Source organism: Achromobacter colocynthidis, from assembly GCF_057334535.1.
Genome location: NZ_JBHFIZ010000032.1, coordinates 64920 through 88871 on the forward strand (window position 1 = coordinate 64920; position 23952 = coordinate 88871).

Annotated in this window: 20 protein-coding genes and 2 pseudogenes; 13 read left to right on the top strand and 9 right to left on the bottom strand. The window is 61.3% G+C overall.

The window, feature by feature from the left end; translation table 11 throughout:
* Positions 1-70: 70 nt before the first annotated feature.
* The 5 genes from ACE04A_RS14485 to ACE04A_RS14505 form a co-directional block, all read right to left on the bottom strand.
* Positions 71-1075, bottom strand: coding sequence for a Bug family tripartite tricarboxylate transporter substrate binding protein (locus ACE04A_RS14485; RefSeq protein WP_448717527.1), 1005 nt, complete (start codon positions 1073-1075; stop codon positions 71-73).
* Positions 1076-1153: 78 nt separating this feature from the next.
* Positions 1154-2467 (bottom strand): 3-hydroxyacyl-CoA dehydrogenase, encoded by a 1314-nt coding sequence (locus ACE04A_RS14490; protein WP_448717525.1) that lies wholly within the window; start codon positions 2465-2467, stop codon positions 1154-1156.
* 23 nt (positions 2468-2490) lie between these two features.
* On the bottom strand, positions 2491-3642 hold the full coding sequence (locus tag ACE04A_RS14495; RefSeq protein WP_279995658.1) for an acetyl-CoA acetyltransferase: 1152 nt from the start codon (positions 3640-3642) through the stop codon (positions 2491-2493).
* Positions 3643-3702: 60 nt separating this feature from the next.
* Positions 3703-4110 (bottom strand): Zn-ribbon domain-containing OB-fold protein, encoded by a 408-nt coding sequence (locus ACE04A_RS14500; protein WP_438858784.1) that lies wholly within the window; start codon positions 4108-4110, stop codon positions 3703-3705.
* A gap of 247 nt (positions 4111-4357) precedes the next feature.
* Positions 4358-5287, bottom strand: coding sequence for a LysR family transcriptional regulator (locus tag ACE04A_RS14505; protein ID WP_127185348.1), 930 nt, complete (start codon positions 5285-5287; stop codon positions 4358-4360).
* Positions 5288-5559: 272 nt separating this feature from the next.
* Between ACE04A_RS14505 and ACE04A_RS14510 the strand changes: the two genes are divergently transcribed.
* The 3 genes from ACE04A_RS14510 to ACE04A_RS14520 are packed head-to-tail and all read left to right on the top strand — an operon-like array spanning position 5560 to position 12412.
* Positions 5560-8868: an acetyl-CoA carboxylase family protein gene (locus ACE04A_RS14510; RefSeq protein ID WP_485820242.1), complete on the top strand. Its 3309-nt coding sequence runs from the start codon at positions 5560-5562 to the stop codon at positions 8866-8868.
* 33 nt (positions 8869-8901) lie between these two features.
* On the top strand, positions 8902-11349 hold the full coding sequence (locus tag ACE04A_RS14515; RefSeq protein WP_448717523.1) for a CaiB/BaiF CoA-transferase family protein: 2448 nt from the start codon (positions 8902-8904) through the stop codon (positions 11347-11349).
* Between the two features lie 55 nt (positions 11350-11404).
* Positions 11405-12412: a Bug family tripartite tricarboxylate transporter substrate binding protein gene (locus ACE04A_RS14520; RefSeq protein ID WP_259245746.1), complete on the top strand. Its 1008-nt coding sequence runs from the start codon at positions 11405-11407 to the stop codon at positions 12410-12412.
* Positions 12413-12571: 159 nt separating this feature from the next.
* Here ACE04A_RS14520 and ACE04A_RS14525 read toward each other — a convergent pair whose 3' ends face one another.
* Entirely contained in the window at positions 12572-14233 is a 1662-nt protein-coding gene (locus ACE04A_RS14525) for an arylsulfatase (RefSeq protein ID WP_448717522.1), read from the bottom strand.
* A 512-nt stretch (positions 14234-14745) separates the two neighbouring features.
* On the opposite strand from ACE04A_RS14525, the gene ACE04A_RS14530 reads away from it, so the two are divergent.
* Together ACE04A_RS14530 and ACE04A_RS14535 are read left to right on the top strand one after the other, a co-directional pair.
* Positions 14746-15522: an outer membrane protein gene (locus ACE04A_RS14530; RefSeq protein WP_485820243.1), complete on the top strand. Its 777-nt coding sequence runs from the start codon at positions 14746-14748 to the stop codon at positions 15520-15522.
* 106 nt (positions 15523-15628) lie between these two features.
* The gene (locus ACE04A_RS14535) at positions 15629-17050 is read left to right on the top strand and encodes a DUF1254 domain-containing protein (RefSeq protein WP_447990650.1); all 1422 of its coding nucleotides are present in this window, start codon (positions 15629-15631) and stop codon (positions 17048-17050) included.
* A 28-nt stretch (positions 17051-17078) separates the two neighbouring features.
* Here the strand turns inward: ACE04A_RS14535 and ACE04A_RS14540 are convergent, their stop codons facing one another.
* Entirely contained in the window at positions 17079-17960 is an 882-nt protein-coding gene (locus ACE04A_RS14540; protein ID WP_279995652.1) for a YihY/virulence factor BrkB family protein, read from the bottom strand.
* Positions 17961-18180: 220 nt separating this feature from the next.
* Between ACE04A_RS14540 and ACE04A_RS14545 the strand changes: the two genes are divergently transcribed.
* Positions 18181-18345 (top strand): hypothetical protein, encoded by a 165-nt coding sequence (locus ACE04A_RS14545; RefSeq protein ID WP_341767775.1) that lies wholly within the window; start codon positions 18181-18183, stop codon positions 18343-18345.
* 171 nt (positions 18346-18516) lie between these two features.
* Here ACE04A_RS14545 and ACE04A_RS14550 read toward each other — a convergent pair whose 3' ends face one another.
* On the bottom strand, positions 18517-19314 hold the full coding sequence (locus ACE04A_RS14550) for a Bug family tripartite tricarboxylate transporter substrate binding protein (RefSeq protein ID WP_279995651.1): 798 nt from the start codon (positions 19312-19314) through the stop codon (positions 18517-18519).
* A gap of 1 nt (position 19315) precedes the next feature.
* Between ACE04A_RS14550 and ACE04A_RS14555 the strand changes: the two genes are divergently transcribed.
* Positions 19316-19513 carry a LysR substrate-binding domain-containing protein gene (locus ACE04A_RS14555; protein ID WP_448717642.1) on the top strand — a complete coding sequence of 66 codons (198 nt, stop codon included), beginning with the start codon at positions 19316-19318 and terminating at the stop codon, positions 19511-19513.
* A 51-nt stretch (positions 19514-19564) separates the two neighbouring features.
* Here ACE04A_RS14555 and ACE04A_RS14560 read toward each other — a convergent pair.
* A pseudogene (locus ACE04A_RS14560) lies at positions 19565-19728 on the bottom strand (IS3 family transposase); the annotation flags it as partial.
* Between the two features lie 37 nt (positions 19729-19765).
* Between ACE04A_RS14560 and ACE04A_RS14565 the strand changes: the two are divergent.
* The 6 genes and pseudogenes from ACE04A_RS14565 to ACE04A_RS14590 all read left to right on the top strand — a co-directional run bounded on the left by ACE04A_RS14565 (position 19766) and on the right by ACE04A_RS14590 (position 23917).
* Positions 19766-19876 (top strand): hypothetical protein, encoded by a 111-nt coding sequence (locus ACE04A_RS14565; protein WP_448717519.1) that lies wholly within the window; start codon positions 19766-19768, stop codon positions 19874-19876.
* Between the two features lie 276 nt (positions 19877-20152).
* Positions 20153-20821 (top strand): GntR family transcriptional regulator, encoded by a 669-nt coding sequence (locus ACE04A_RS14570; protein ID WP_279995650.1) that lies wholly within the window; start codon positions 20153-20155, stop codon positions 20819-20821.
* A 66-nt stretch (positions 20822-20887) separates the two neighbouring features.
* The gene (locus ACE04A_RS14575) at positions 20888-22264 is read left to right on the top strand and encodes an aspartate aminotransferase family protein (RefSeq protein ID WP_485820244.1); all 1377 of its coding nucleotides are present in this window, start codon (positions 20888-20890) and stop codon (positions 22262-22264) included.
* A 109-nt stretch (positions 22265-22373) separates the two neighbouring features.
* Positions 22374-23363, top strand: a complete 990-nt coding sequence (locus ACE04A_RS14580; RefSeq protein WP_259245756.1) for a Bug family tripartite tricarboxylate transporter substrate binding protein — start codon at positions 22374-22376, stop codon at positions 23361-23363.
* Positions 23364-23391: 28 nt separating this feature from the next.
* A pseudogene (locus tag ACE04A_RS14585) lies at positions 23392-23562 on the top strand (aromatic alcohol reductase); the annotation flags it as partial.
* 136 nt (positions 23563-23698) lie between these two features.
* On the top strand, positions 23699-23917 hold the full coding sequence (locus ACE04A_RS14590; protein WP_448717648.1) for a hypothetical protein: 219 nt from the start codon (positions 23699-23701) through the stop codon (positions 23915-23917).
* The last annotated feature ends 35 nt before the right edge of the window (positions 23918-23952 follow it).

Consider the following 23952-nt stretch of genomic DNA (forward strand, 5'->3'; position numbering starts at 1 on the left):
GGGCCGGCCTGCCCCCCCCCCCCCGGGCCGCATTGGGCTTACGGCGCCCGTTTGCGAGCGCCTCACCGTGCTATTGGACCTTGACGTGCGCCTGGTCGATGACGGTTTTCCATTTGTCGAGCTCGGCGTCGACGAAGCCCGTGACCTGTGCCGGCGAAAGCTTGGCCGTCGTGGCATTGTTGTCGTTGATCCATTTGATGTTGGCTTCGGTGTTGGCGCTGTCGATGGCGATCTGGTTCAGCTTCTGCACGATGGATGTCGGCATGCCGGCGGGGCCGAAGAGGCCTATCCAGGCCTGCGACTCATAGCTGGGATAGCCGGATTCGGCGACGGTGGGCACATCGGGCAAGCTGGGCAGGCGGTCTTTTGAGGTGACGGCCAGGGCTTTGACGTCACCCGAGCGGATGAACGCGGCTGCCGATGTTGCGTCCAGGAATGCCGCCGGAATCTGAGCGCCTATCAGGTCGGTGACGGCGGGCGCGGCGCCCTTGTAAGGGATATGGCGCAGATTGGCGCCGGCGACCATTTTGTAGAGTTCGCCGGACATGTGCGCCGAGCCGCCCACGCTGCTGGAGCCGAAAGCCAGACCGCCAGCTTGTTGGTTGGCGTAGGCCGTGAAATCCTTCGCGTTGGAGAGGGGAGATTTGGCGGGAACCAGCAGGACGTTAGGCGCGTAAGCCAGAATGGCCACGTTGGAGAAGCTTTTCTTCGAGTCGTAGGGCAGGTTGGGCTGCAGGCCGGGATAGATCACGTGCTGCGTGGCCGTGACAAGCAGGTTGTAGCCGTCCGGCTTCTCGCGCGCGACGAGCGCAGTGCCGATCTGGCCGCTGGCGCCGGGTTTGTTTTGAACCACGATGGTCGTCTTCAACGCATTGCCCAGGTCCTGAGCGTAGCGGCGCGCAACCAGGTCCGTGAAACCGCCAGGCGAAAACGGGACGACGATGGTGATGGGTTTGCCGTCGGGCCAATCGGCGGCAGCCGCGACGCCAGGCGCGAGCAGGGCGCTGCTGCCGCAGATGATGATGGCGGCCAGATTGCGGCCCAAGGGGATGCGATGCAGTTGCTTGTCAGACACGCTTGTCTCCGATTTGTTGTAGTTATCAAAACCTCTGTATTTGCTAGCTCCGCAGCCTCTTATTGCGTGTGCGAGGCTTCAGGCAGGGCCATCGAGAAAACCTCGCCCCTCCCGAGCGAGCTTGACGATGAGATCGGCCGGCTTCCAGTATTGGGAACCGTGCTCGGCTTCGTATTTGCGCAAGCCCGCCAGGATGGCAGGCAGGCCGATCTGGTCCGCGTAGCACAGCGGGCCGCCCCGATAGGCGGGAAAGCCGTAACCTTTGAGCCAGACGACGTCGATGTCGGAGGCGCGTTCGACGATGTTCTCTTCCAGGATATAGGCGGCTTCGTTGATCATGGAGTACAGGCAGCGCTCCAGAATTTCCTGGTCGGAGATCTGCCGTGCTTGTCGGCCGGAGGCCGCGCGGTGTGCGTCGACCAGTGCTTCGGCAGCCGGTGATGGGGTGGCCTTGCGGTCATTGTCATAGTCGTAGAAGCCGCCCTGGGTCTTCTGGCCCAGCCGGCCCGCGGCGACCATGCGGTCCAGCATGTCGCACTCGCGCTCGCGCGGCGTCAGGTTCGGCAGGCGGCTCTGGCGATTGCGCCAGCCCACGTCCAAACCTGCCAGATCCGCCATGGCGAACGGCCCCATCGGCAGGCCGAAATCGCGCAGGACACGGTCTATCTGAAAGGGCGAGGCGCCTTCCTGAAGCAGGAAATGACTTTCGCGCGTGCGCTTGGCCAACATGCGGTTGCCGACGAATCCGTCGCAGGACCGCACCAGCACGGCGACCTTGCCCAGGCGGCGGCCCACATCCATGACGGTGGCGCACACGTCGTCAGAGGTGGCGGAGCCGCGCACATTCTCCAGCAACTGCATGACGTTGGCAGGACTGAAAAAGTGCATCCCCACCACGTCCTGGGGCCGCCGAGTGGCGCTCGCGATAGTGTCGATGTCCAGGAAAGAAGTGTTTGAGGCCAGGATGGCGCCGGGCTTGCAGACCCGATCAAGCGTCTTGAAGATCTCGTGTTTAAGGCCGATTTCCTCGAACACCGCCTCAATGACCAGATCCACGTCGGCCAGATCCTCGAAGCGTGTGCTGCCCTGTATGCATGCGAGACGCTGCGCGACGTCGCCTGCGCTGAGTCGGCCGCGCCGCGCGGAGTTGGCGTAGTTTTCTTCGATGCGCGCCATGCCCTGGCTGAGGCGCTCGGCGTCTTTCTCCAGCAGCACCACGGGTATGCCGGCGTTGGCGAAACACATCGCAATGCCGCCGCCCATCGTCCCGGCGCCTATCACCGCCGCCCGGTTGACGGACCTGGTCTTGGCCGCCAACGGCACCTTGTGCAATTGAGGCTCGGCCACGAAGGGATGGTAGGTGACGACTGGCGTGCTGGTGGTGCTGCTCATGATGGTGTCCGCGGTTGTAGCGTTTACAGGGTGGTGCGCGATCCGAGAATCGCCGTGACTTGGCTGGCCAACTGGCCGCCATTGCCGTGGGCCAGGGCCAGATCGACGCCGTCAACCTGTCTGGCGCCTGCGGTGCGGCGGATCTGGTGCACCGCCTCGATGGCCGCGAAAATGCCATACATGCCAGGGTGATTGCAGGACAGGCCGCCGCCGTTGGTGTTGACCGGCAGTGCGCCGCCGGGCGCGGTCACGCCTGAGGCCACGAACGCGCCACCTTCGCCCTTGGCGCAGTAACCCAGGTCTTCAAGAAACAGAATCGGGTTGATGGTGAATGCGTCATAGAGCTGCAAGACGTCGATCTCTTGTGGCGCGACGCGCGCCATCTCGAAGGCGCGTTGGCCGGATTGCACGGCACCGGTGACCGTAAGGTCTTCCATGCTTGAAATCTGGCGATGCGTGGTGGCCTCGCCGACACCCAGAACATAGGCCGGCGTGTTGGCAAATTCCGGCACGCGCTCCGCGGCGACAAGAATCATCGCTCCGCCGCCGTCGGTCACCAGGCAGCAGTCCCGCAGCGTGAGCGGATCGGATATGGGCCGGGAATCCAGAACCTCGGCGATGCTCAGGGGGCCGCGCTCGTGCGCGGCAGGATTTAGCTGCGCCCATTGGCGCGCGGCGACCGCGACGCTGGCCAACTGCTCGCGCGTGGTTCCGTACTGGTGCATGTGGCGCGCGGTAGCCAAGGCGTAGCCGCTGATGGGGTTGCGCGGCGAATACATCGCCTCCCAGGGGGCGGGTTCGGTCAGGGTGGTGAGCTTGCCGCCCGCCGACAGTTGGTTCGACCCATAGCAAATGCAGGCCACTTTGCACAGCCCGGCTTGCAGGGCAAGCGTGGCCGACAACAGGTGGGCCAGAAATGAGGATCCGCCGATGTTGGTGCCATCCATGTAGGTCGGATGGATGCCGAGATACTCCGCCACGGACAGGGCGGGCATGAAATGCGTCAGGGTGGACGTGAACAAGCCGTCGATCTGGTCCACGCCGATGCCCGCATCGGCCGCCGCCGCCTGAACGGCGATGCCAAGTTGATCCAACGCCGAGAACCCGGGGCTGTTCCAGCCAGGCGTGGTGCCGATCCCGACAATCGCCGAGGCCCCTCTTGTACTAGTAGCCATCAAATCGTTCCAATAATCATGGGTCGCGCGATAGTCAGCGCGCACAAACACCACACGCGGTCAGTCCGCGCGCACGAACACCACGCGCGGCACGCCAGAGGAATGGCGGCGCACTTCTGCACGGACTCGCATGCCGATCGTCACCGCCAGGGGCTCCATGTCGACAACGGTGCTCATCAGGCGCGGTCCCTCTGCAAGGTCCACCAGGACGACGCAATAGTTCCCACCCCGTTCGGGGCGTTGGCGCACGACGGTGGTCGAATAGATAGTGCCGTCGCCACTGGCGGCTTCCCAGCGCAAGCGTCCGCCGCCATAAGGGGAGATGGCTCGAGGATAGAAAACGGCGCGGCCGGTTGTTTCGCAGCGCTGAATCATGAACTGCCCTTGTTCGAGCATGCGCTGGAAGTACTGCTCCGGGCCGACTGCCTCGTCGCCCGCTGTGTGTGTGCTGTTAGAGGAATTCTGCACATTCGCCTCCCAAGATTCGTTGGCCGCGGCCGGCCGGCAGGCGGACGGGACATACACCCGTTGGTGCATGGCTTGTCTGCTGGCGATGCCACGACGCTTGAATGATGTTAGGGGGGCGAGTCGTCTCGGGACAATTAACTAATTTTGACGAGGGGCATAGCGATTGAGCATAGCTGGGCCGTGGCCCGTTGCGTGCCGGGTTCGCGCGCGGAGGGTGCACGCAGAGGGTGCACGCAGAGAGATGTATTCAATCAGCCAGCCAGCGTACGCCGACGTTCTCGAACTGTTTGATGTAGGGCTCGAGCAGGCGGATCAGCTCGGCATGCAGGACATTGACGAGGCGGGGGTTGCGGTTCAGCACGGCGGTGCCGATGATCACAGTGCGTTGCAGCGTGGGGCTGATGATGGGAGCGCCTTCGATGCGCTTTTCGGCCAGCATCGTCATGATGGGCATGGCTGGCAGGATGGTGTAGCCGACGCCGCGTAACACCAGATCGAGAATGACCGTAGTGCTGTCCGACTCGGCAACAAGATTCAGGTTGACGCCGAGGATGGTGCAGGCCCGGTCTATCACGTTGCGCAAGCTGCGCGCTTCCGGAACCACCATGGGCATTCTGGAGACGGCCTCGAGCGTCATCGGGGTGTCTTCGGACAATCCGGATCCCGGCATGCCGAAGACGTATATGGGTTCGGAATAAGCGGGCGAGGTCTGCAGAAGTTCGGATTGCAGATAGTCGCCCATGAGGCAGATATCAAGCTTGCCGCCCTCCAGGCCCTCTTGCAGGAAATCCGAGAAGCCGGTGGCGATGCGCACGCGCAGATTTGGGTACTGCTGCTGCAACGCGATGACGAGCGGGCCGGCAAGCGCGGCCGCAAGGCTGGGCAGCATGCCGATGGACACCGTGCCAAGCAGCTCCGATTTTGCGGCGCCGATGTCGGCCCGGGCTTCATTGAGCCCCTTAAGGGAAACCCGCACCTGATCGACAAACCGGCGGCCTGGCACGGTCAGCACCATCCCGAGCCGGTTGCGCTCGAAAAGCGGCGTGCCCAGTTCGTCTTCCAGTTGTTTCAGTTGTCGGGACAGGGCGGGCTGCACAACATGCAGCAGTTCCGCCGCCTTGGTGAGGCTGCCGGTTTCCGCGATCGCCAGAACCGTTCTTAACTGCCTGAGTTCCATTTCCGCCTGCTTTTATCGAGACACATGCCGAACGGCTATAGGGGTCAGAGAAAAATGTGAATTGTGCGGCTGTGGCACGACTCCTACCATCCTCACCAAGTTAACGACAACCGCCGGATCAAGCTGGGCTGCGATTGCGCGTATCCGTTTGCATGTTAGTGCTTTTCGGCGCCTGCCCGCAGGCGCGCCTCGTCTGGCAGGAACATGCAAGGGCTACGGGCAGCAGCTCAAGGACTTGAGCATAAGAGTCAGAGCAGAGACATAGGATCACCATGAAGAGAGTGTTGGTTGCCAATCGTGGCGAAATCGCCGTGCGAGTCATACGCGCCGTGCGCGACCTGGGGTTGGAAAGCGTCGCGGTGTATTCCCAGGACGATTCAAACTCAAGGCATCGAATTCTTGCGGATACCTCGGTTGCGCTGACCGGCTCCGGTCCGGCGGCTTATATCGATATCGACGCCATCATTGCCGTCGCCACGGCCGAGCATTGCGATGCCATCCATCCGGGGTATGGCTTCTTGAGTGAAAGGGCGGATTTCGCCCTGGCTTGCGATGCGGCGGGAATCACGTTCATCGGCCCGAACGCCGATCACCTGGCTCTGTTCGGAGACAAAGGCCGCGCATTGCAACTGGCCCGCGAATGCGGCGTGCCCGTCATGCCCGCCACGCCGGGCGGTGCAACACTTGCGGACGTCGAACAGTTCTTCGACGAGCAGGGAGGGGTCGGGATTGTCATCAAGGCGGTCGGCGGAGGCGGCGGACGCGGGATGCGCGTCGTCAAGTCCAAAGCCGATATCGCCGAGCTCTATGCCCGCTGTCGGTCGGAAGCCATGTCGGCCTTTGGTGTGGACGCGCTGTACGCGGAGCGTCTGGTCAACCGCGCGCGTCATATCGAAGTGCAGATTGCCGGCGATGGGGCGTCGGTGGTCGCGCTTGGCGATCGGGATTGCACGCTGCAGCGCCGCTTTCAGAAAGTGGTCGAGATCGCGCCCAGCCCGGTGCTAAGCGCGCCGCTGCGCGCCGCCATTCTTGCCGCGGCAAAGAAAATGGCGGCCAGGGTGGAGTACCGCAGCCTGGGAACCTTTGAATTCCTGGTCGAAGAAAACGAACACGGGGTGCAGACGGACTTTGTATTCATCGAAGCCAACCCCCGGCTACAGGTTGAACATACGATTACCGAGCAGGTCACGGGTGTGGATCTGGTGACCTTGCAGATCGGCGTCGCGCAGGGAAAGCACCTGGCCGAACTGGGCGTGGACCCGAGCAACCCGCCGGGGCTGAACGGTTATGCCATTCAGGTTCGCATCAATGCAGAATCGACCGATGCCACGGGCATGGCGCGCCCGGCACACGGCAGGCTGGAGCGTTTCGAGCCGCCCGCCGGCCCCGAAGTGCGCGTCGACACCCATGCCTACGGCGGGTACTCGCCCGCCCCGGCGTTCGACACGCTGCTGGCCAAGCTGATCGTGTTCAGCGGCAGTGACGATTTCTCGGGCGTGGTGCGGCGGTTGCGCCGCTGTCTGGCCGAGTTCCGGATTGCCGGCGTAGCCACGAATATCCATCTTTTGCAGGCGCTTGTGGCCCGGGAGGACTTCCTGTCGCAGCGCAACCATACGCGCTACATCGAGTCCATCCTTGGGGAACTGCTTGCAGCGGCCGAGCAGTACGCGCAAGCGCAGCAGGCCAAGGACAGCCTGATCGGGGATGCGGGGGCGCGCAGCGCTTCGGCGGCAAAGCTGCCGGAGGCCGCGGTGCCGGAAGGGCTCTCGGCATCGCGCGCGCCGTTGAGCGGCCGCCTGGTCGAGGTGTCCGTAAGCGCTGGCGCTCTCGTGCTCAAGGGCCAACCCATCGCCGTGATCGAAGCGATGAAAATGGAGTACAGCGTCGTCGCCGATTTCAATGGCAGGGTCGTCGAGGTGCCGGCCGCCAGTGGCGGTAATGTGCTCGAAGGCGAGATCCTGGTCTTGCTGGAACAGGAATCGAGTGGGGTCGACACCGAGGTCGTGACAGACGCGATCGATCTGGATGCCGTGCGCCCGGACCTGCAAGCCGTACTCGACCGCCATGCGTCGCTTTACGATGACGCGCGCCCGCAGGCCGTGGCAAAGCGCCGTTCGCGAGGGCAGCGCACCGCACGGGAGAACGTGGACGATCTGTGCGATGAAGGTTCGTTCGTGGAGTTTGGCGCATTGGTCATTGCCGCGCAGGCCAGCCGCCGCAGCAAGGAAGACCTGATCGCCAACACGCCCGCGGACGGCATTGTCACCGGCATTGGCAACATCAACGGCGACGCATTCGGCTACGACGGGTCGCTGACCGCCGTCATGGCCTATGACGCGACGGTGCTGGCGGGCACGCAGGGCAAACGCAACCACATCAAGACCGACAGGCTGGTGGAACGTGCTCGCCGCGACGAAATGCCGATGGTGTTGTTCGCCGAAGGCGGAGGCGGCCGCCCGGGCGATGTGGATTTTCCGTTCGTATCCGGGCTGTATCAGCCGTCGTTCGCGGCGATGGCCGAACTCAGTGGCGAAGTGCCTTTGCTCGGCATTGTTTCGGGACGCTGTTTCGCGGGCAACGCCGCCTTTCTGGGGGTCTGCGATGTCATCATCGCGGACAAGAGCGCCAACATCGGCATGGCCGGCCCGGCGATGATCGAAGGCGGAGGGCTGGGCATCTTCCGGCCAGAGGACGTTGGCCCCGCGCCGGTGCAGTTCGCCAACGGCGTCATCGACATCCTGGTCGACAACGAGGCGCAGGCCGTCGTGGCGGCCAAGCACTATCTGTCCATGTTCCAGGGCCGCACCAAGGACTGGGTGGCGCCCGACCCGCGCCAGCTCCGTCATGTGGTGCCGGAGAATCGCTTGCGTGTCTACGACAGCCGCAAGGTGATCGAAGGCATTGCAGACGTAGGCAGCGTATTGATGCTGCGCTCGGGGTTCGGCCTGGGAATGCACACCGCCCTGGCTCGCGTGGAAGGGCAGCCTGTAGGGATCATCGCCAACAATCCGCATCACCTGGGAGGCGCTATCGATGCCGATGCGGCCGACAAGGCGGCGCGCTTCATGAACCTTTGCGATATCCACGGCCTGCCCATCATTTCGTTGATCGATACGCCGGGATTCATGGTCGGGCCGGAGCAAGAGGCCAAGGCACAAGTGCGGCATGTGTCGCGCATGTTCGTGGTTGCGGCCAAGCTGCGGGGCGCCATCCTGGCAATTGCCTTGCGCAAGGGCTACGGCCTGGGAGCCATGGCCATGGCCGGCGGGGGCTTTCGCTCGGCCAGTTGCGCGGTGTCGTGGCCCACGGGCGAATTCGGCCCCATGGGCCTGGAAGGGTCCATCCGGCTGGGCTTCAAGAAAGAGCTTGAGAACGTCCCCGAGGGGCCGGAGCGCCAGGCGCTTTACGACCAGTTGGTGGCTCGCGCTTACGAGCGCGGGCACGCCATCAACGTCGCGTCCACGACGGAGATCGACGCAGTCATTGATCCCGCGCAGACCCGCACGTGGATACGCCAAGGCATCGCGTCGGCACCTTTGCGCGCCGGCCGTGCCCGCCGCGCCTTTGTCGATACCTGGTGATCAAGGTGAAGTCTGTTGGAACAGGTTGCGACTATGCATACATCTGAAAGCCGGCTCGCCTTCTCCGGGTTGCGCGTGCTGGAAATTGGCTGCGGAGCGGCAGTGGCTTATGCCGGGAAGCTCTTTGCGGATTTTGGCGCCGAGGTCATCAAGCTGGAGGACGCCGACGGCGACACGTTGCGCCGCCTGCCGCCCCTTTTGAACGAGGCCAATGGCGAACCCGCAAGCGCCTTGCATGCCTGGCTTAATACCAACAAGCGCAGCGTGGCTCTTCGTGGAAAGACAGGCGCGGAACCCGCGTGGCTGTCAGGGCTTGCGCGGACATGCGATGTGATTCTTGACGCCCGGGCCCTGGACGAAGGCTTGGAGGTTCTGAAGCGCCCCGCGTACGCTGGCGATGGGAATGACGGCCAGGGCAAGGCGCCCATCGAGGTATGTCTGACCTGGTTCGGCGAGTCCGGGCCCTACAGCGGTTTCGCGGGCACCGAGGCCGTGTGCCGCGCCCTGGCCGGCGCGGTGTATTGCAGTGGCGCGAAGCAGGGCCCGCCCCATCTGCCGCACGACATTCAGACCGCCATTGCCGCCGGTGTCGCGGCATTCTCAAGCGCGACCGCCGCGTTGCTGGGACGATCCGACGGCAGCCGGCGTTATCTGCTGAGCATCCATGAGGTTGCGTTTTCGCTGGTGGAGATGGAAGCCGGCATGGTGCAGGATGGCCGGCATCCCATGGCCCGGCTGGGTGTCAACCGGTTCTGCACAGCGCATCCCGCCGGCATCTACGAGACAAAGCAGGGCTGGATTGGGCTGTTCGCCCATACCGGCCCGCAGTGGGCAGCGCTGTGCGCTGCCATCGGCCACCCGGACCTGGCCGCGGACCCGCGTTTTGCGAGCGGGCCGACCCGTATGGTCAATGCGGACGAAATCGATGCGTTCCTGATTCCCAGCCTGCGCGCCAGGACAGCCGAGGAATGGTTCGATGTGCTGCGCAAGCAGAAATTTCCCGCTGTCATCGTGCCGACCATGGCAGAACTGCTTCAACAAGGCGTGCATCGCGAACGCGGCGCCTTTGTTCCCGTCAAGGCGGGAGCGGCCGAATTCGAGGGGCCGGTCGTTCCGCTGCCCATGGGCGATGCGGGGCCCTTGCCGGGCGGTAAGGCAGCGCTCCTGGATGCTGACGGCCCCCGCTACCGTGAAGCGCAGCGTCTGACGCCGGCCGCCGGCTTGGCCAGGGCCGCGCCGGACGCGCCGCCCTTGCGAAAAATCCGGGTGGTGGATCTGACGATGGGGTGGGCCGGGCCATTGGCGGCAAGGACGCTGGCGGACTTTGGCGCGGAAGTCATCAAGGTTGAAAGCACGGGCTATCCGGATTGGTGGCGGGGCACGCATTACACCGATGAGTTCTATCAGGAAAAGCTGTACGAAAAGAACTCGAACTTTGCGCTGATGAACCGCAACAAGTTGGGCATCACGCTTGATCTGACCCGTGCGGAAGGGCGTGCGGTCCTGTTCGACCTGGTGGCCAAGGCCGATATCGTCATCGAGAACTACTCGACCGAGGTATTGCCCAAACTCGGGCTGGACTATGCCGTGCTGTCCCAGGTCAATCCGCGCTTGGTCATGGTATCCATGCCGGCATTCGGGTCGGGCAATGCATGGAGCACGATCAGGGCCTATGGCGGCACGCTGGAGCAGGCTAGCGGCCTGCCGCAACACACTGGTTTCCCGCAGGACCCACCCGCGCTGACCTCCTACGCTTATGGTGATCCGGTGGGTGGCTTCAACGGGGGGGCGGCGGCGTTGCTGGCGCTGTTCGTGCAGCAACGCTCGGGCAAGGGGCGCCACGTCAACCTGTCTCAGGTGGAATGCATGCTGCCCATGACAGCGCCGTTCCTTATTGAGCAGTCCGTGCACGGCACGACCACGCCCCGCAGCGGCAATGCGCATCCTCTCCATGCCCCGCAGGGGATATACCAGTGCGCGGGCGATGACGCCTGGGTGGTGGTGAGCATCACGAGCGATGCGCAATGGCAGGCATTGCTGACGGTCATGCAGGCGGCTGATCTTGCCCTGGACCCTGCGCTGGAGAAGGCGGCGGGCCGACGGGCCCGGCACGAAGAGATAGACCGCAGGATCAACGCATGGGCGCGCACGCGCTCCGCGCAAAGCGCCATGGCCGAATTGCAGCAGGCCGGTATCAGCGCAGGAGAGGTCAAGCCGATCTGGACGGTACTCGATGACCCGCATCTCAGGGCCCGTGAGTTTTTCACGGCGACTACCCGCCCGTATATCGGCGAGTTTCTGGCGACCACGCCCTGGTTCAGGGAGCCGGGCGCGACGGTCGCGGCGGTGCGTCCGGCGCCTACGCTAGGGCAGCACAACAGCGATGTGTTTTCGCGCGTGCTGGGCATGAGCGCGGATCGGCAACAGACACTGGAACGAGACGGAATCATAGGAAACACCGCAACCAGGAAGGCGGCCTGACAAGCCGCGCAAGCACGATGCAATACACAAGATCTAACTTTCGTGGAGACAAACAATGACTACATCCAATTCCCGCCGTAACTTCCTCATCACTTCCGCGCACCTTGCCGTGGCTTCGGCATTGGGGTTGGGGTCGCCTGCCGCGTTCGCGCAGGACAACGCATGGCCCACTAAAGCCATCAAGATCATCGTGCCGTTCCCGGCCGGTTCGATCACGGACACGATGGCTCGCCTGCTGTCGGATTCGTTGTCCAAGACGCTCAAGCAGCCCGTCATCGTGGAGAACAAGGGCGGCGCCAATGGATCGATCGGGGCGGCCGAGGTGGCCCGTTCGGCGCCGGATGGCTACACGCTGCTGGCCACCAACAGCAGCAGCATCACGGTCAACCCCCTGATCTACAAGAACTCCCAGTACAAGACCAAGGATTTCGCTCCCATCGCCCTGGTTCTGGACGCGCCGTTCATTTTGAACGTCAACCCCGAATGGGCCAAGAAGCACTCCATCAAGTCGGTCAAGGATCTGGTTGAGTACGCCAGAAAGAATCCGGGCGAGCTCACTTATGGCTCGGGAGGCCAAGGCAACCTGGCCCACCTGGCGTTTGCGCAACTGAGCAATGACACCCAGTTCAAGGCAACCCATATCCCCTACAAGTCGGCCTCGCAAGCCAGCATGGCGGTCATGGCGGGCGAGGTGAACACGTCTTTCGATACGCTGGCCAGCGCACCGCAGGTGGCCGCCGGCAAGTTGAAAGCCCTGGCCGTCACGCAGAAGCAACGGATTTCCCAAATGCCGGATATCCCCACGATGGCCGAAGCAGGCTATCCGAACATCGATGTCACTTTCTGGCTGGGCCTGTTCGCCCCGGCAGGCACGCCTGCCCAGATCGTCGACACCTTGTACGAGCAGTCCAAGCGCGCGATGGAGCAACCTGCCGCCAAGACCTCACTCAGTGCGCAGGGTAGCGTCGTCATGAGCAATCCGAAGGAGTTGTCCACGCGCATCGGGCGTGAGGTCGATCAGCTTTCTCATGTCGTCAAGCGGGAGAAAATCGTCATCGATTGAGGCCAGGCCGGGAGGCGTCTTGCCGGCGGCGAAGTCCGCGGTCACCGATATCAAACAGAAAAAATGGGGCTGACATACTGGCCTTTGACTAGGCCCGCCGGTTGCGTGGCGGATCGGGTGGCCCGCGGCTAACCCGGTCCGCGCAATGGAAACGCCGCGTTAGTTCCCCGAAGGCATTGGCAGACTGAAGCCTTCTTTGGCCAAGCCGTCCCGTATGTGCTGGAAGCGCTCGTACTGCGAGAGAGTGATCGGCCCGTCATAGACCTCGCTTTGTGCCTTTCGCGGAGGGTACTTCACATACGTCTTCATAAGGTCCGCGGCGGCCGCGTTCATCGACACTATTGTCCAGGTCCTTTCCGTGACATTGCTCATGAAGATGTCGTACCGTTCTTGGGGGTCCGCCCACAAGTCAAATACCTGCGGAACCGCCGCGACATATGACTCAGCTCCTTTCCAGCCCAGGTTGGTGTCAACGGCCAAGCCTCCCGTTTTCACGCCGTCGTCGCCACGAAGATTGAATACCGCCTTATAGTTGCCAACGCGAATGGCGCCAGGAGACAACTCGTTTTCCGTGAAATAGAACCACGACTTACGTTCAGATTTGCCCGTGCCAAACAGCACCGGCGACATGTCGTAGCTATCGAACACAATAGGCTTTTCCGCCCGATCGTTAACGGGTAGTTTGACGCCCGCCACCGACGCGAAGGTCGCCATCAAGTCAAGGCCGCCCAAGATGCTGTGGTCCGTCGACGCGGGCGCAATCTTGCCCGGCATCCAGGCGATGGCGGGAACACGATTGCCACCTTCGCGAACCGTGCCCTTGGTACCACGGAAGGGGGTGTAGCCCGCATCGGGGTAGACGTCCTGCCAAGCGCCGTTGTCCGTGGTGTAGAAGACCAATGTGTTCTTGTCCAGGCCCAGCTCCCGAACTTTGTCCATGATCCGCCCGATCCGCGCATCCAGCTCCACCACCGAATCTGCGTACTTGCTCTTGGACATCGACTTACCCTTGTAGTCGGGGTCCGGCATATTTGGCTGGTGGACCTTCATGAAATTGATGTTCATGAAGAACGGCTGCTCGGATTTAGCGTTGCGGTCCAGATACTCGAGCGAGGCCTTTTCCACGTAGCGGTCGAAGAAGGGGATACCAACCACGCCTTCCTTGCCGTTCACGACGGGCGTATCGACGTACTGACCATTGATCTTGAATTCCTCGCGCGCCGTTTCGCCCGCGTTACCCGACAGGGCTCCGCGTGTCACCTTCTGGAACATCGCGCGGAGTTCAGGGTCCATATCCGGGAACCAAGTTGGATCCGCATAGGTATAGGCATTGAGATGGTATAAGCCGGCGTATTTCATCTCGTCGTAGCCTTGGGCGTTTGGCAACGAGTAGTCCGCTTCGCCCAGGTGCCATTTTCCGCTGAAGAATGTCTTGTAGCCGCCCGTCTTCAGTACTGACGCCAACGTCCATTCCTCTTTAGGCAAGCCCCCGCCTTGGCCTTGGAACGCGACCGTCGTCATGCCGCTGCGATTCGGGATGCGGCCGGTTTGCATGGCAGCGCGCCCTGGCGTGCAACTGGGCTGTGCATAGAACGAGAAGAAGGTCATCCCCTCTTTGGCAAGCCGGTCGATATTGGGGGTGGGCATTCCACGTCCGACACCGCCACCGTAGGGGCCGAGGTCCCCGTAGCCCGTGTCGTCCGATACGATCAGAATGATGTTTGGTTTGCGCGGTTCCTGCGCTATCGAGGGTGTAGAGAAAACCGCTGTGGCCATAAAAAGCGCCGCCGCACTCGACGAAAATGCTCGTTTGGTCGTCATCTTCAACTCTCCGTCGAAAGATAATCAAATCGACCGCACGAAATTCCAAACCGCGCGGCGCACATGGGCATACGGGTTTACTTTGGCATACGTACTGGAGTTCAAAGGCTGGCACTATCGCGCCCTTGAGTCGGACTTATTCTCACCTTCTTTAAAGGGCTGTCAATTGGTATATGCCGCTGGAATGTGGCTAGGCCGAGCCATTTGATAAGTCCGCACCGGCGTAATCGCACTACACCTTGGGCGTACGACTCGCTTCGATATCGCGGCGGAAAATCGCGAGGGGTTGCCACAGACGCATGAGCAGAAAAAAATCTGAAGTGGCACCGTTATATTCGAAGTAATCTACCGCGAGAGTCAGCCCAAATGTTCCGGCAGGTCTCGCATACCTGATCGATACCGGGAATCCCGCGATTAGCTTTGGTTTCGGCCCTGTACTGATGTCGTTTCGATAGAGCCCCTCGGCGGGCTGCCTGAGTTATTCACTGGCTCTTGCGGGCCGAGGCGGGACGATGATAAAGCACATATTTGGATGTCTGGCTGGCGGCCTGCTCTACGCCGGATCCGGTGTTTGCGCCGAACAGGTTGCTACGCCAGCGCCCGACATACGGCATGCGAGCGAATGGCAGTTTTCAGTCACGCCCTATGTCTGGGCGCCGGCGCTGTCTGGAAAGGTGTCTCACCGAGGTTTGCCGGTTATCGATGTAGACACGAGCTTTGATCAGATTTTCGATAACCTGGATTTTGCGGCCATGCTGGCAGGCGACGCCCGTAAGGGCCGGTACAGCCTTTTTGGCGATCTGATTTATGCAAAGGGCGGAGCACAGGGAGACACGCCCCGCGAGGTTGTGGCGACCAGTGCGGACGTACAGAGCAAGACGTTCACGGGTCTGTTGGGCGCGGGATATTCGGTCCTTGATCAGTCGCCCCACAGCCTTGATGTCGTAGCGGGCCTGCGTGTTTGGTCGGTAGACACCGACATCACGCTGAAGGGCGCTCGCCTGAATGGCAGGAAAAGCAGCGATGGCGCCACATGGGTGGATGCCGTGGTAGGAGTGCGGGGAAGCTACGTTTTCACTCCAAAGCTATATGCGACGGGGTGGGGGCTGGTAGGCGCGGGCGGCGCAAATGCGGATTGGGATGTTGGACTCGGCGTTGGATACAACATCAGCAAGAGCTTCTCTGCGACGGTCGGCTACCGTGCCTTGGGCGTGGATTACAGTGCCGGCGGCTTCAAGTTTGATGCTGTGCTTCACGGCCCAATGGCCGGCTTGACTATCCGTTTTTAAAGGCTGCGTCTCAGACCTCCTCCGTGCCATGTGACTAGCCGCATGAAGTCACGAAGCGTTGGTGAGCCGATCCACCGATTAAATTCAATAAATGGAATAGAGCCTCATGGACATCAAACTACCGAAAGCACTTGGTCACGGGATGCTGGTGATTGCGTCCTTAACATCCTTCTATGCCTGCGCGGAAATCAGCCCCTCTGAAACGCGGGCAATCGCGGAGGAAGGGTACATCTACGGTCTTCCTCTTGTGATGAACTACGCGATCATGTACGAGTACGCCGTCGACAAGAACTCGAGCCAGTACAAGGCACCCTTCAACCAGATTCGCAGCCTGCACCATGTCGCCAACTATAAGGACACGGCCGTCATCTCGCCGAACAGCGACACGCCGTATTCCATGATGTTCATGGACGTGCGCAGCGAGCCGATTGTGTTATCGGTGCCGGCGGTGACAAAGCCTCGGTACTACACGGTTCAGCTTATTGACGGCAACACCTACAATTTCGGCTACATCGGAAGCCGTTCCACTGGGGATGAGGCCGGCGATTACATGATCGCTGGCCCCCACTGGAAGGGCGCGATTCCACCAGGTGTAAGAAAGGTATTTCGTTCCGGAACTGAACTTCCATTCGCGGTCTTTCGAACCCAACTGTTCAACCCGGCCGACATGCCCAACGTCATAGCTATTCAATCGGGCTACAAGGCACAGCCGCTTTCTGCGTATCTTAAACAGCCCGCACCTCCTGCCGCGCCAGCAATCGACTTTCCAAAAATCAATACTGATCTGGCAAAGGCCGACTTTTTCACGTACCTGGGTTTCGCCTTGCAACACGGCCCGGCCGAACAGGACGAAGTGGCAATCCGTGCGAAGCTTGCTCTTCTTGGCATTGGCCCGGACAAGAAGTTCAGCTTCGAAAAACTGTCCGCTGAACAAAAGAGCGCCGTCGCTCAGGGCATACAGGATGGGCACGCCAAGGTCGAAAATGCTATCAAGGGTCTGGGCACGAAAGTCAACGGCTGGAACATCGTGGGGGCTGGCGGCGACAGTGCCTTCTACCACGGAGACTGGCTGAAGCGAGCGGCTGTGGCGCAGGCGGGCATATATGCCAACGATGCTGAGGAAGCCACGTATCCCCTGACCACGACCTTGCCCAATGGCGAGCCGCTCGACAGCAGTAAACACAACTACACGATCACCTTTGACGCCGGACAGCTCCCGCCGGTCAACGCTTTCTGGTCGGTGACAATGTACGACGGCAAGACGCAGTTATTAATCGAAAACTCGATTGATCGTTATCTCATTAACTCGCCCATGCTCTCCAGCATGACGAAAAATGCGGATGGTTCGCTGACGCTCTACCTTCAGAAAGCGTCTCCCGGCGCGGACAAGGAGAACAACTGGCTGCCCGCACCGAACGATCTCATGTACTTGGTAATGCGCCTCTACTGGCCTAAGACAGACTCGCCTTCCATCCTGCCTCCCGGGAAAGGAACTTGGAGTCCACCACAAATCGTCAAGGTGATGTGACCCACTAAGAACAACCGGTGAGCTAGGTTCACGTATCGCTTCTGGTAGGCGCGGCAGGGCCACGTTCTCGGCGGGATCCGTGCGCTTCGGCATAAACGCGGGTAAATTCGGCGCCCAGCAGAAACACCTGGGCTGCGTAATAAACCCAGATCAGCACGATCACCAGGGATCCCGCCGCAGCGTACGACGAGGCGACGGACGCCTTGGCCATGTACAGGCCAATCAGAAACTTTCCGATTTCGAACATGATGGCGGTGACGAACGCCCCTGCCCAAACGTCTCGCCACGCGACTGAGACTTGAGGCATAAACCGGTAGATCATCCCAAAAAGCAGGGTGAGTATGCCCAACGTGATTGCCTCGTTGATCACTTGGAGAAGCACCTCCCAGCCTGGGATGCCGCCGCCCAGCCAACTGCCCAATGCTGCCAGCACGGTGCTGACGACAAGCGAAACAAGCAATAAAAACGCCAATGTCAAAATCAGGCCAAAGGAAAGCAGACGCGCGCGGATCAGGGCCCAGATGCCGGACTGCTTCTTCGCGTTGACCTTCCAGATGCGGTCCAGCGCGCTTTGCAATTCCGCAAATACTGTCGTCGCCCCGACCACCAAGATCACGACGCTAATGACCGTGGCCGCAATGCCCTGCGCGGGCTCTTGCGCACCCAACACGACACTTTCCACCGCCTTCCCGCCCTCTGCGCCGACCAAGGCGCTGACTTGGTCTAACAACTGTCCCTGCGCGGCTTCGCGGCCCCAAAAGAACCCTGCGATTCCGATCACGATAATGAGAAGTGGCGCCAGCGAGAAAACCGTGTAGAACGCGATGGCGGCACCCATGCTGGGCGCGTAGTCGTCCAGCCAGTTCGTCACCGTTTGCTTGACTAACGCATAGAACCGTTTGATAGCCATTTTCCGCACTCCCAGCGCCTGGAGGGACTCAGCAAGTGGCGTGCCACCCTTGTATCGAGCGCCGCTTGGCAGGAATACCCCCCAGGGTATGAGTAGCAGGGAATAGAGTTCGCCTTTATTGGCGGATGACATTCCAACCGCGTAGTACGTCGACCGGCGAAGATATGTCCGTCCGCGTCGGTTCATCCGGCCAGCTCGGGCCGCCGATCCGGAAAGCGCGTTGCGCAAGTACCGCGCCGTATTCGCCGAGGGGCGCGGCGTGGCCTGGGACAAGGCACATACGTTCAACGCCCAGCGCGGCATCGCCGTCTGCGGGTTGGACCAATGGTTACGCAATCATCTGCCGGCGCCGGATCAAGGTCAGCGGAACTTACATCAGCGCTGACAACTAGTTGTCAGCGGCGGGACGACTTGATGCATTGGAGACGAGCACTGCGTGTCACGATGACGTGGAATGAACGAGATAACCGTGAGCTGCTCGAGAATAGCGGCGCTAGGTCCGGGGCGCACCACTATTCCTGATTCGCCGCTCGCTGATTCGGCCGGCCTTGCTGCCCTATTGACGCGCGATGCCGGCGTTGGCGATTGCCTGTTCCCATTGCCGGTCGCTTTCCGCGACGAAGCGTCCAAATTCTGCCGGGGTCGCGTTGGCGCTGACCTTCACGCCCAGATCCCGCAAGCGCGCCTGCACGTCGGGTTGCGCCAGGACTCGACCAAAGGCCTGGTTCAGCGTGGCGACGATGGGTTCGGGCGTGCCAGCCGGCGCGAAGATGCCGGTCCAGAAATAGAAGTCCATGCCCTTAAGGGCGGCTGTCTCGCCCGCCGCTGCCATATCGGGGTTGCCGATGTCGCGCTCGCGGCTCATCACTCCTACCGGCGTCACCCGGCCGCTCTTGATCAGTTCCAGCAACGCGGGCAGGCCGGACACCGCTAGGTCCACGGAGCCGCCGATGACGTCGGTGGCAATTTTCGACGCGCTGGCGTAGGGAATGAAGGTGATGTCGGTGCCGGTCATTTTCTTGAGACTTTCCATCGCGATGCTTGGCAGCGAGCCGACGCCGGTGGCGCCGTAGGTCAATCGGCCAGGCTCGGCGCGGGCACGCCGGATCAGGTCGTCGAACGAGCGGATGCCCAGCTCGGGATTGGCCACCACGGCAAGGCCGCTGGTGCCCAGCGGCGCCACCGCCTGCAGATCGCGGTAGGTGTACTTGGCAGAGGCCTGCACGCGCGGCGCGATGACCACGTCCGACACGATTCCCATCAGCACGGTGTAGCCGTCCGGTTTGGCGTTGACGGCGCGCGTGACGCCGATAATGCCACCAGCGCCAGCGATGGAGGTCGACCAATTGGCCACGATGATCGGTCTGGTACAGACGGGGGATTTCGTGGCGGTGATGCCCGGCTTGTTCGATGCGGCAGGGTACGGCTTGCAGTCTGTGCCGGTGGGCGAGCCGGACATCATCCGGGATATCTACTTGGTGCGGCGGCACGACGTGAGCCTGTCGCCCGCGGCGCAGTCCTTGCTAGCGTTAGTCCGGGACCGGTTGGCTTGACGTCCTTCGTGTCGCCGTGGCAGGCGTCCCGGGCCCGCTGAAGGCAGGGAAATCTGGGGTGCGCCCACGGCTGCCGAGCGAGGGTTCGATGCCGGTCTCGGCCAGCCGCTCGCAATAGCGGATGCTCACGTATTGCGATCCCTATCGAAGTGATGGGTCAGAGAACCGTCATTGGCGGCCTGGCGGGCGTATCACGTCTGCTCCAACGCATCGAGCCGGTCGCTGATCAATTTCGCGATTTGGTCCAGTGTCATGCACGGCCCGATCATGGCGATGCAGTCCTACAGCCCTGGCTCGCTCATGGGCATATGTTGGGCGACGTGCCCGCGTTGTTGCTGGTTGCAATCGTGCTGGGTGCATTGATCTGTCGCGGTGGTGCGACGACTGATAGGAAGTGAAGCGGCCGTTCGAGGTGATTGTCCTATGCGGTTCATCGGCTCCGAGGCTGACCCGTCAGAAACTCCGATCGGATGCGAACGGCCCCGCTCGTCCTTTCCCGCACCCGTACTGTTTGGCGTAGTAGCCACGCTGCGGTGCGAGGAAACCCCTATTGTCGCCAGCCCCGGCGGTTTCTAGAATTTATTCAACAATACGTGTATCCACTCTGACAATTGAAACATTTAATTTCCTTGCTGAATTATGGCTATTGAATACGTGCCGGGACATGCCTTATCGGCGGACGAAGAGGCTTACCATTTCGTCCTTCAACAGATTCGGACTTGCGGCTTTCGACCGGGCGAGCGTCTCGTCCCGGAAGAAATCGCCGCGACGATAGGCACCAGTCGGATGCCGGTGCGCGAGGCCTTCAAGCGGCTCGCGAATGAGGGGCTGGTGACGCTGCGGCCGAACCGAGGTGCAGTCGTCCGAGGGCTGTCCATTCCCGAAATGGAGGAGGTCTTCAACATGCGCGCGGTGCTCGAGGGATTAGCCGCACGTACGGCCCTCAAGCGTGTTGGCCCTCAGCAACTGAAAAGCCTGGAACACATGATAGATGTGATGGAGCAGAGCGACCACGATCTGCCTCGCTGGGTAACGGCGCACCGGGAGTTTCACGAGTATCTTTGCGGGCTTAGCGCCAGCCCTCGATTGCAGCAGCAAATTGCCTCGTTGCACGCAGTCGTGGAGCCTCACATGCGCCTATGGTTGCAGCACGCAGCGAAGCCAATGACCTCCCGCGAAGATCACATGGCTATCCTGACCGCGTTCAGAACAGGGGCGCCGGACGTTATCGAAGCCGTCCTACGCGAACATATCTCCGCAACAGTGCCTGCCTTGAAAGCGGTGATGGCTATCGAAAACCATCGCTGACGCCAAGCAGTCGTCGGCCCCGGGGCCGGCCTTCACTGGAATCCTTAGCAACCCCAGGTGTGAAACATGAAAAGCCAACAAGTGGCGCTATCCGGCGCTGATGTGAAGAACTCGCTGCATCCATACACGAACCTGAGCCTGCACGAACGGGTCGGCCCCATGGTGATCACTAGGGGTGAGGGCGTATACGTCTACGACGACACCGGAAAACGTTATTTGGAAGCGCTCGGTGGGTTGTTTTGTGCTTCCCTCGGTTTTAGCGAGTCCAGGCTGGCGGATGCAGCTGACCGTCAAATGCGCACGCTGCCTTTCTATCATGCGTTTGGACACAAAGCCAATGAACCGGCTGTCCGCCTCGCGGAAAAACTGATCGCGCTGGCGCCCACGCCCATGTCGAAAGTATTCTTCGCCAATTCCGGGTCGGAGGCCAATGACACGGCTGTCAAGTTGATCTGGTACTACAACAATGCCATCGGTCGCCCGAAGAAGAAGAAAATAATCTCTCGTGCTCGCGCCTATCATGGAGTCACGGTAGCGTCCGCGAGCCTCACCGGGCTGGCCAATAATCATCGCGACTTCGACCTGCCGATCTTGAATATCCTGCACACGGATTGCCCGCATCACTACCGCTATGCCTTGCCGGGAGAGTCGGAAGAGGCCTTCGCAACGCGATGCGCACACTCGTTGGATAGACTTATTGAATCGGAGGGCCCCGATACGGTGGCCGCTTTCTTTGCCGAACCCGTCATGGCATCGGGCGGCGTCATCGTTCCTCCAGCGACATACTTCGAGAAGGTCCAGCATGTTTTGCGTAAGCACGATGTCATGTTGGTGGCCGATGAGGTAATTACGGGATTTGGTCGAACCGGCAATCTGTTCGGTGCTCAGACCTATGGTATGCAGCCTGACATGATCAGCTTGGCCAAACAGCTATCCGCTGGCTATCTTCCGATTTCGGCGCTGTTGATCAGCGACACGATTTACCGTGCGCTGACTGTTCAGAGCGAGAAAATCGGTACTTTCAGCCACGGTTTCACCTACAGCGGCCATCCGGTGGCGGCGGCCGGCGCCCTGGAGACGTTGAGGATTTACGAGGACGACGGCATCGTCGAACACGTGCGCAAGGTCATGCCGCGCTTCCAGCAACGGCTTGCAGAAATGGGCGAACACCCATTGGTGGGCGAAGCGCGCGGAGTGGGCTTGCTTGGCGCCGTGGAGCTTGTTGCCGATAAATCCACCAAGATGCCTTTTCCAACTGAACAGACTGTGGCGGCGCGCGTCGGCGAATTCGCCAAGCAGCGGGGCGTGATAACCCGCGCGCTAGGTGACACCGTCAACTTTTGCCCTCCTTTGATCATCACGGAATCTCAAATTGACGAGATGTTCGACAAAGTTGAATTGGCCATGGACGACACGATGTCCTGGCTAGCCACCCTGGCCTGAACCCACAGTTTCGTCCCGCTTGCACGGGGGGCATACATGACTGTCCTGCCGCCTAGCTCGTCGTCGAGCTATGGCCTCGTATTGTCGAAAATTACACAAGGGGTATTAAATGAAGAACCGTGCAATCCAGTTTCTGAGACACGCCCTGATCGGCGGGATGGTCACGCTTGCCTTGGCTGCGCACTCCGCGCATGCTGCAGTGTCGGAACGCGCTGTCCAGCTGATCGTTCCCTTCCCCGCCGGCGGCGCGACTGATTTTATCGCACGTGCCCTGGCAGAACAGCTCTCGAAAAGGCTGGCCACTGCCTTCATCGTCGAGAACCGTCCTGGCGCAGCATCGATAATCGGGACGGAGTTTGTCGCCAGGGCCCCTGCCGATGGGTACACGCTGCTGCTCGCTACATCGTCCTCCATGGTCACGAACAGATTCCTGTTCAAAAAGCTCCGCTATGACCCGGATGCCTTTGAGCCAATCTCGCTGCTTTGCGTCACACCGTTGGTGCTAGTGTCCAATTTGGACCTGCCGTCTACGAACGTCCCTCAGTTAATTGACTATTCTAAAGAGCATCCAGGCACGATCAGCTATGCGTCGTTCGGCACGGGTACGCAGTCCCATCTAGCCTTGGCCAAGCTCAGCCGCGATGCGGGCGTAGACATGGAGCATGTTCCGTACAAGGGCGCCACCGAGGCTTTACCCGCGGTGATAGGGGGGCACGTCCAGCTTTACGTGGACACGATAATCAGCAGTCTGCCCTATATACAAAGCCATAAGGTTCGAGCCCTCGGCGTGACGACGGCCAAACGCACAGCGATATTGCCGGATGTGCCCACTATCGCGGAACAAGGTTATCCTGGCTTCGATCTGGCTCCCTGGTACGGACTGGTCGCCCCACCTGGAACCCCGGCCCCTATCGTAGAAAAGTTGCGCAAGGCGATGACCGAAGTGATGTCGGCACCGGAATTCCGCAATCAGTTGGCGCAGGCGGGCGCGGAGATTCCTGAAGGTGACAACGGCCCGGAAGGGTTTAGGCTCCGGGTGAAAGCGGATATATCCTCAACGCAGGCGTTGTTGGCGGCGGCGGGCGTCACGGCCCAGTAGTTGCACGGGATTCGTGGGCGGCCCGGGCGTGCAGCGCAAGATTGCGCGGGCCGCGCTGGATGCCGACGTCAAGCGCTTTGTCCCGTGGCAATTCGGCGTGGACTACGACGTCATCGGCCGGAACAGCCCGCAGGACCTGTTCGACGAACAACTGGACGTGCGCGATATGCTGCGGGCCCAGCCGAACTCCGAATGGGTCATCGTCTCGACCGGCATGTTCACCAGCTTCTTGTTCAAACCGGCCTTCGGCGTGGTCGACCTGGCGGCCAATACCGTGCACGCGCTAGGCAGTTGGGACACGGCCGTTACTCTCACGACCGCCGATGGCATCGGCAATGCCCGAACTGAAACGCCAACTGGCCGCCGATCCGGAAAGCGCGTTGCGCAAGTACCGCGCCGTATTCGCCGAGGGGCGCGGCGTGGCCTGGGACAAGGCACAAACGTTCAACGCCCAGCGCGGCATCGCCGTCTGCGGGTTGGACCAATGGTTACGCGATCATCTGCCGGCGCTGGATCAAGGTCAGCGTCAGGCGCTTTCTTTTCAGGCTGAATGAAGCAGCACGACATGGGCCGGACGGCTTGCGAGCCC

Bases quoted from the DNA above. Each gene is read 5' to 3' on its own strand.
- ACE04A_RS14555 (WP_448717642.1), top strand. From the start codon at position 19,316: ATGATCGGTCTGGTACAGACGGGGGATTTCGTGGCGGTGATGCCCGGC.
- ACE04A_RS14570 (WP_279995650.1), top strand. From the start codon at position 20,153: ATGGCTATTGAATACGTGCCGGGACATGCCTTATCGGCGGACGAAGAG.
- ACE04A_RS14565 (WP_448717519.1), top strand. From the start codon at position 19,766: ATGCACGGCCCGATCATGGCGATGCAGTCCTACAGCCCTGGCTCGCTC.
- ACE04A_RS14575 (WP_485820244.1), top strand. From the start codon at position 20,888: ATGAAAAGCCAACAAGTGGCGCTATCCGGCGCTGATGTGAAGAACTCG.
- ACE04A_RS14540 (WP_279995652.1), bottom strand. From the start codon at position 17,960: ATGGCTATCAAACGGTTCTATGCGTTAGTCAAGCAAACGGTGACGAAC.
- ACE04A_RS14490 (WP_448717525.1), bottom strand. From the start codon at position 2,467: ATGAGCAGCACCACCAGCACGCCAGTCGTCACCTACCATCCCTTCGTG.
- ACE04A_RS14515 (WP_448717523.1), top strand. From the start codon at position 8,902: ATGCATACATCTGAAAGCCGGCTCGCCTTCTCCGGGTTGCGCGTGCTG.
- ACE04A_RS14590 (WP_448717648.1), top strand. From the start codon at position 23,699: ATGCCCGAACTGAAACGCCAACTGGCCGCCGATCCGGAAAGCGCGTTG.
- ACE04A_RS14495 (WP_279995658.1), bottom strand. From the start codon at position 3,642: ATGGCTACTAGTACAAGAGGGGCCTCGGCGATTGTCGGGATCGGCACC.
- ACE04A_RS14535 (WP_447990650.1), top strand. From the start codon at position 15,629: ATGGACATCAAACTACCGAAAGCACTTGGTCACGGGATGCTGGTGATT.
- ACE04A_RS14510 (WP_485820242.1), top strand. From the start codon at position 5,560: ATGAAGAGAGTGTTGGTTGCCAATCGTGGCGAAATCGCCGTGCGAGTC.
- ACE04A_RS14525 (WP_448717522.1), bottom strand. From the start codon at position 14,233: ATGACGACCAAACGAGCATTTTCGTCGAGTGCGGCGGCGCTTTTTATG.
- ACE04A_RS14505 (WP_127185348.1), bottom strand. From the start codon at position 5,287: ATGGAACTCAGGCAGTTAAGAACGGTTCTGGCGATCGCGGAAACCGGC.
- ACE04A_RS14530 (WP_485820243.1), top strand. From the start codon at position 14,746: ATGATAAAGCACATATTTGGATGTCTGGCTGGCGGCCTGCTCTACGCC.
- ACE04A_RS14520 (WP_259245746.1), top strand. From the start codon at position 11,405: ATGACTACATCCAATTCCCGCCGTAACTTCCTCATCACTTCCGCGCAC.
- ACE04A_RS14580 (WP_259245756.1), top strand. From the start codon at position 22,374: ATGAAGAACCGTGCAATCCAGTTTCTGAGACACGCCCTGATCGGCGGG.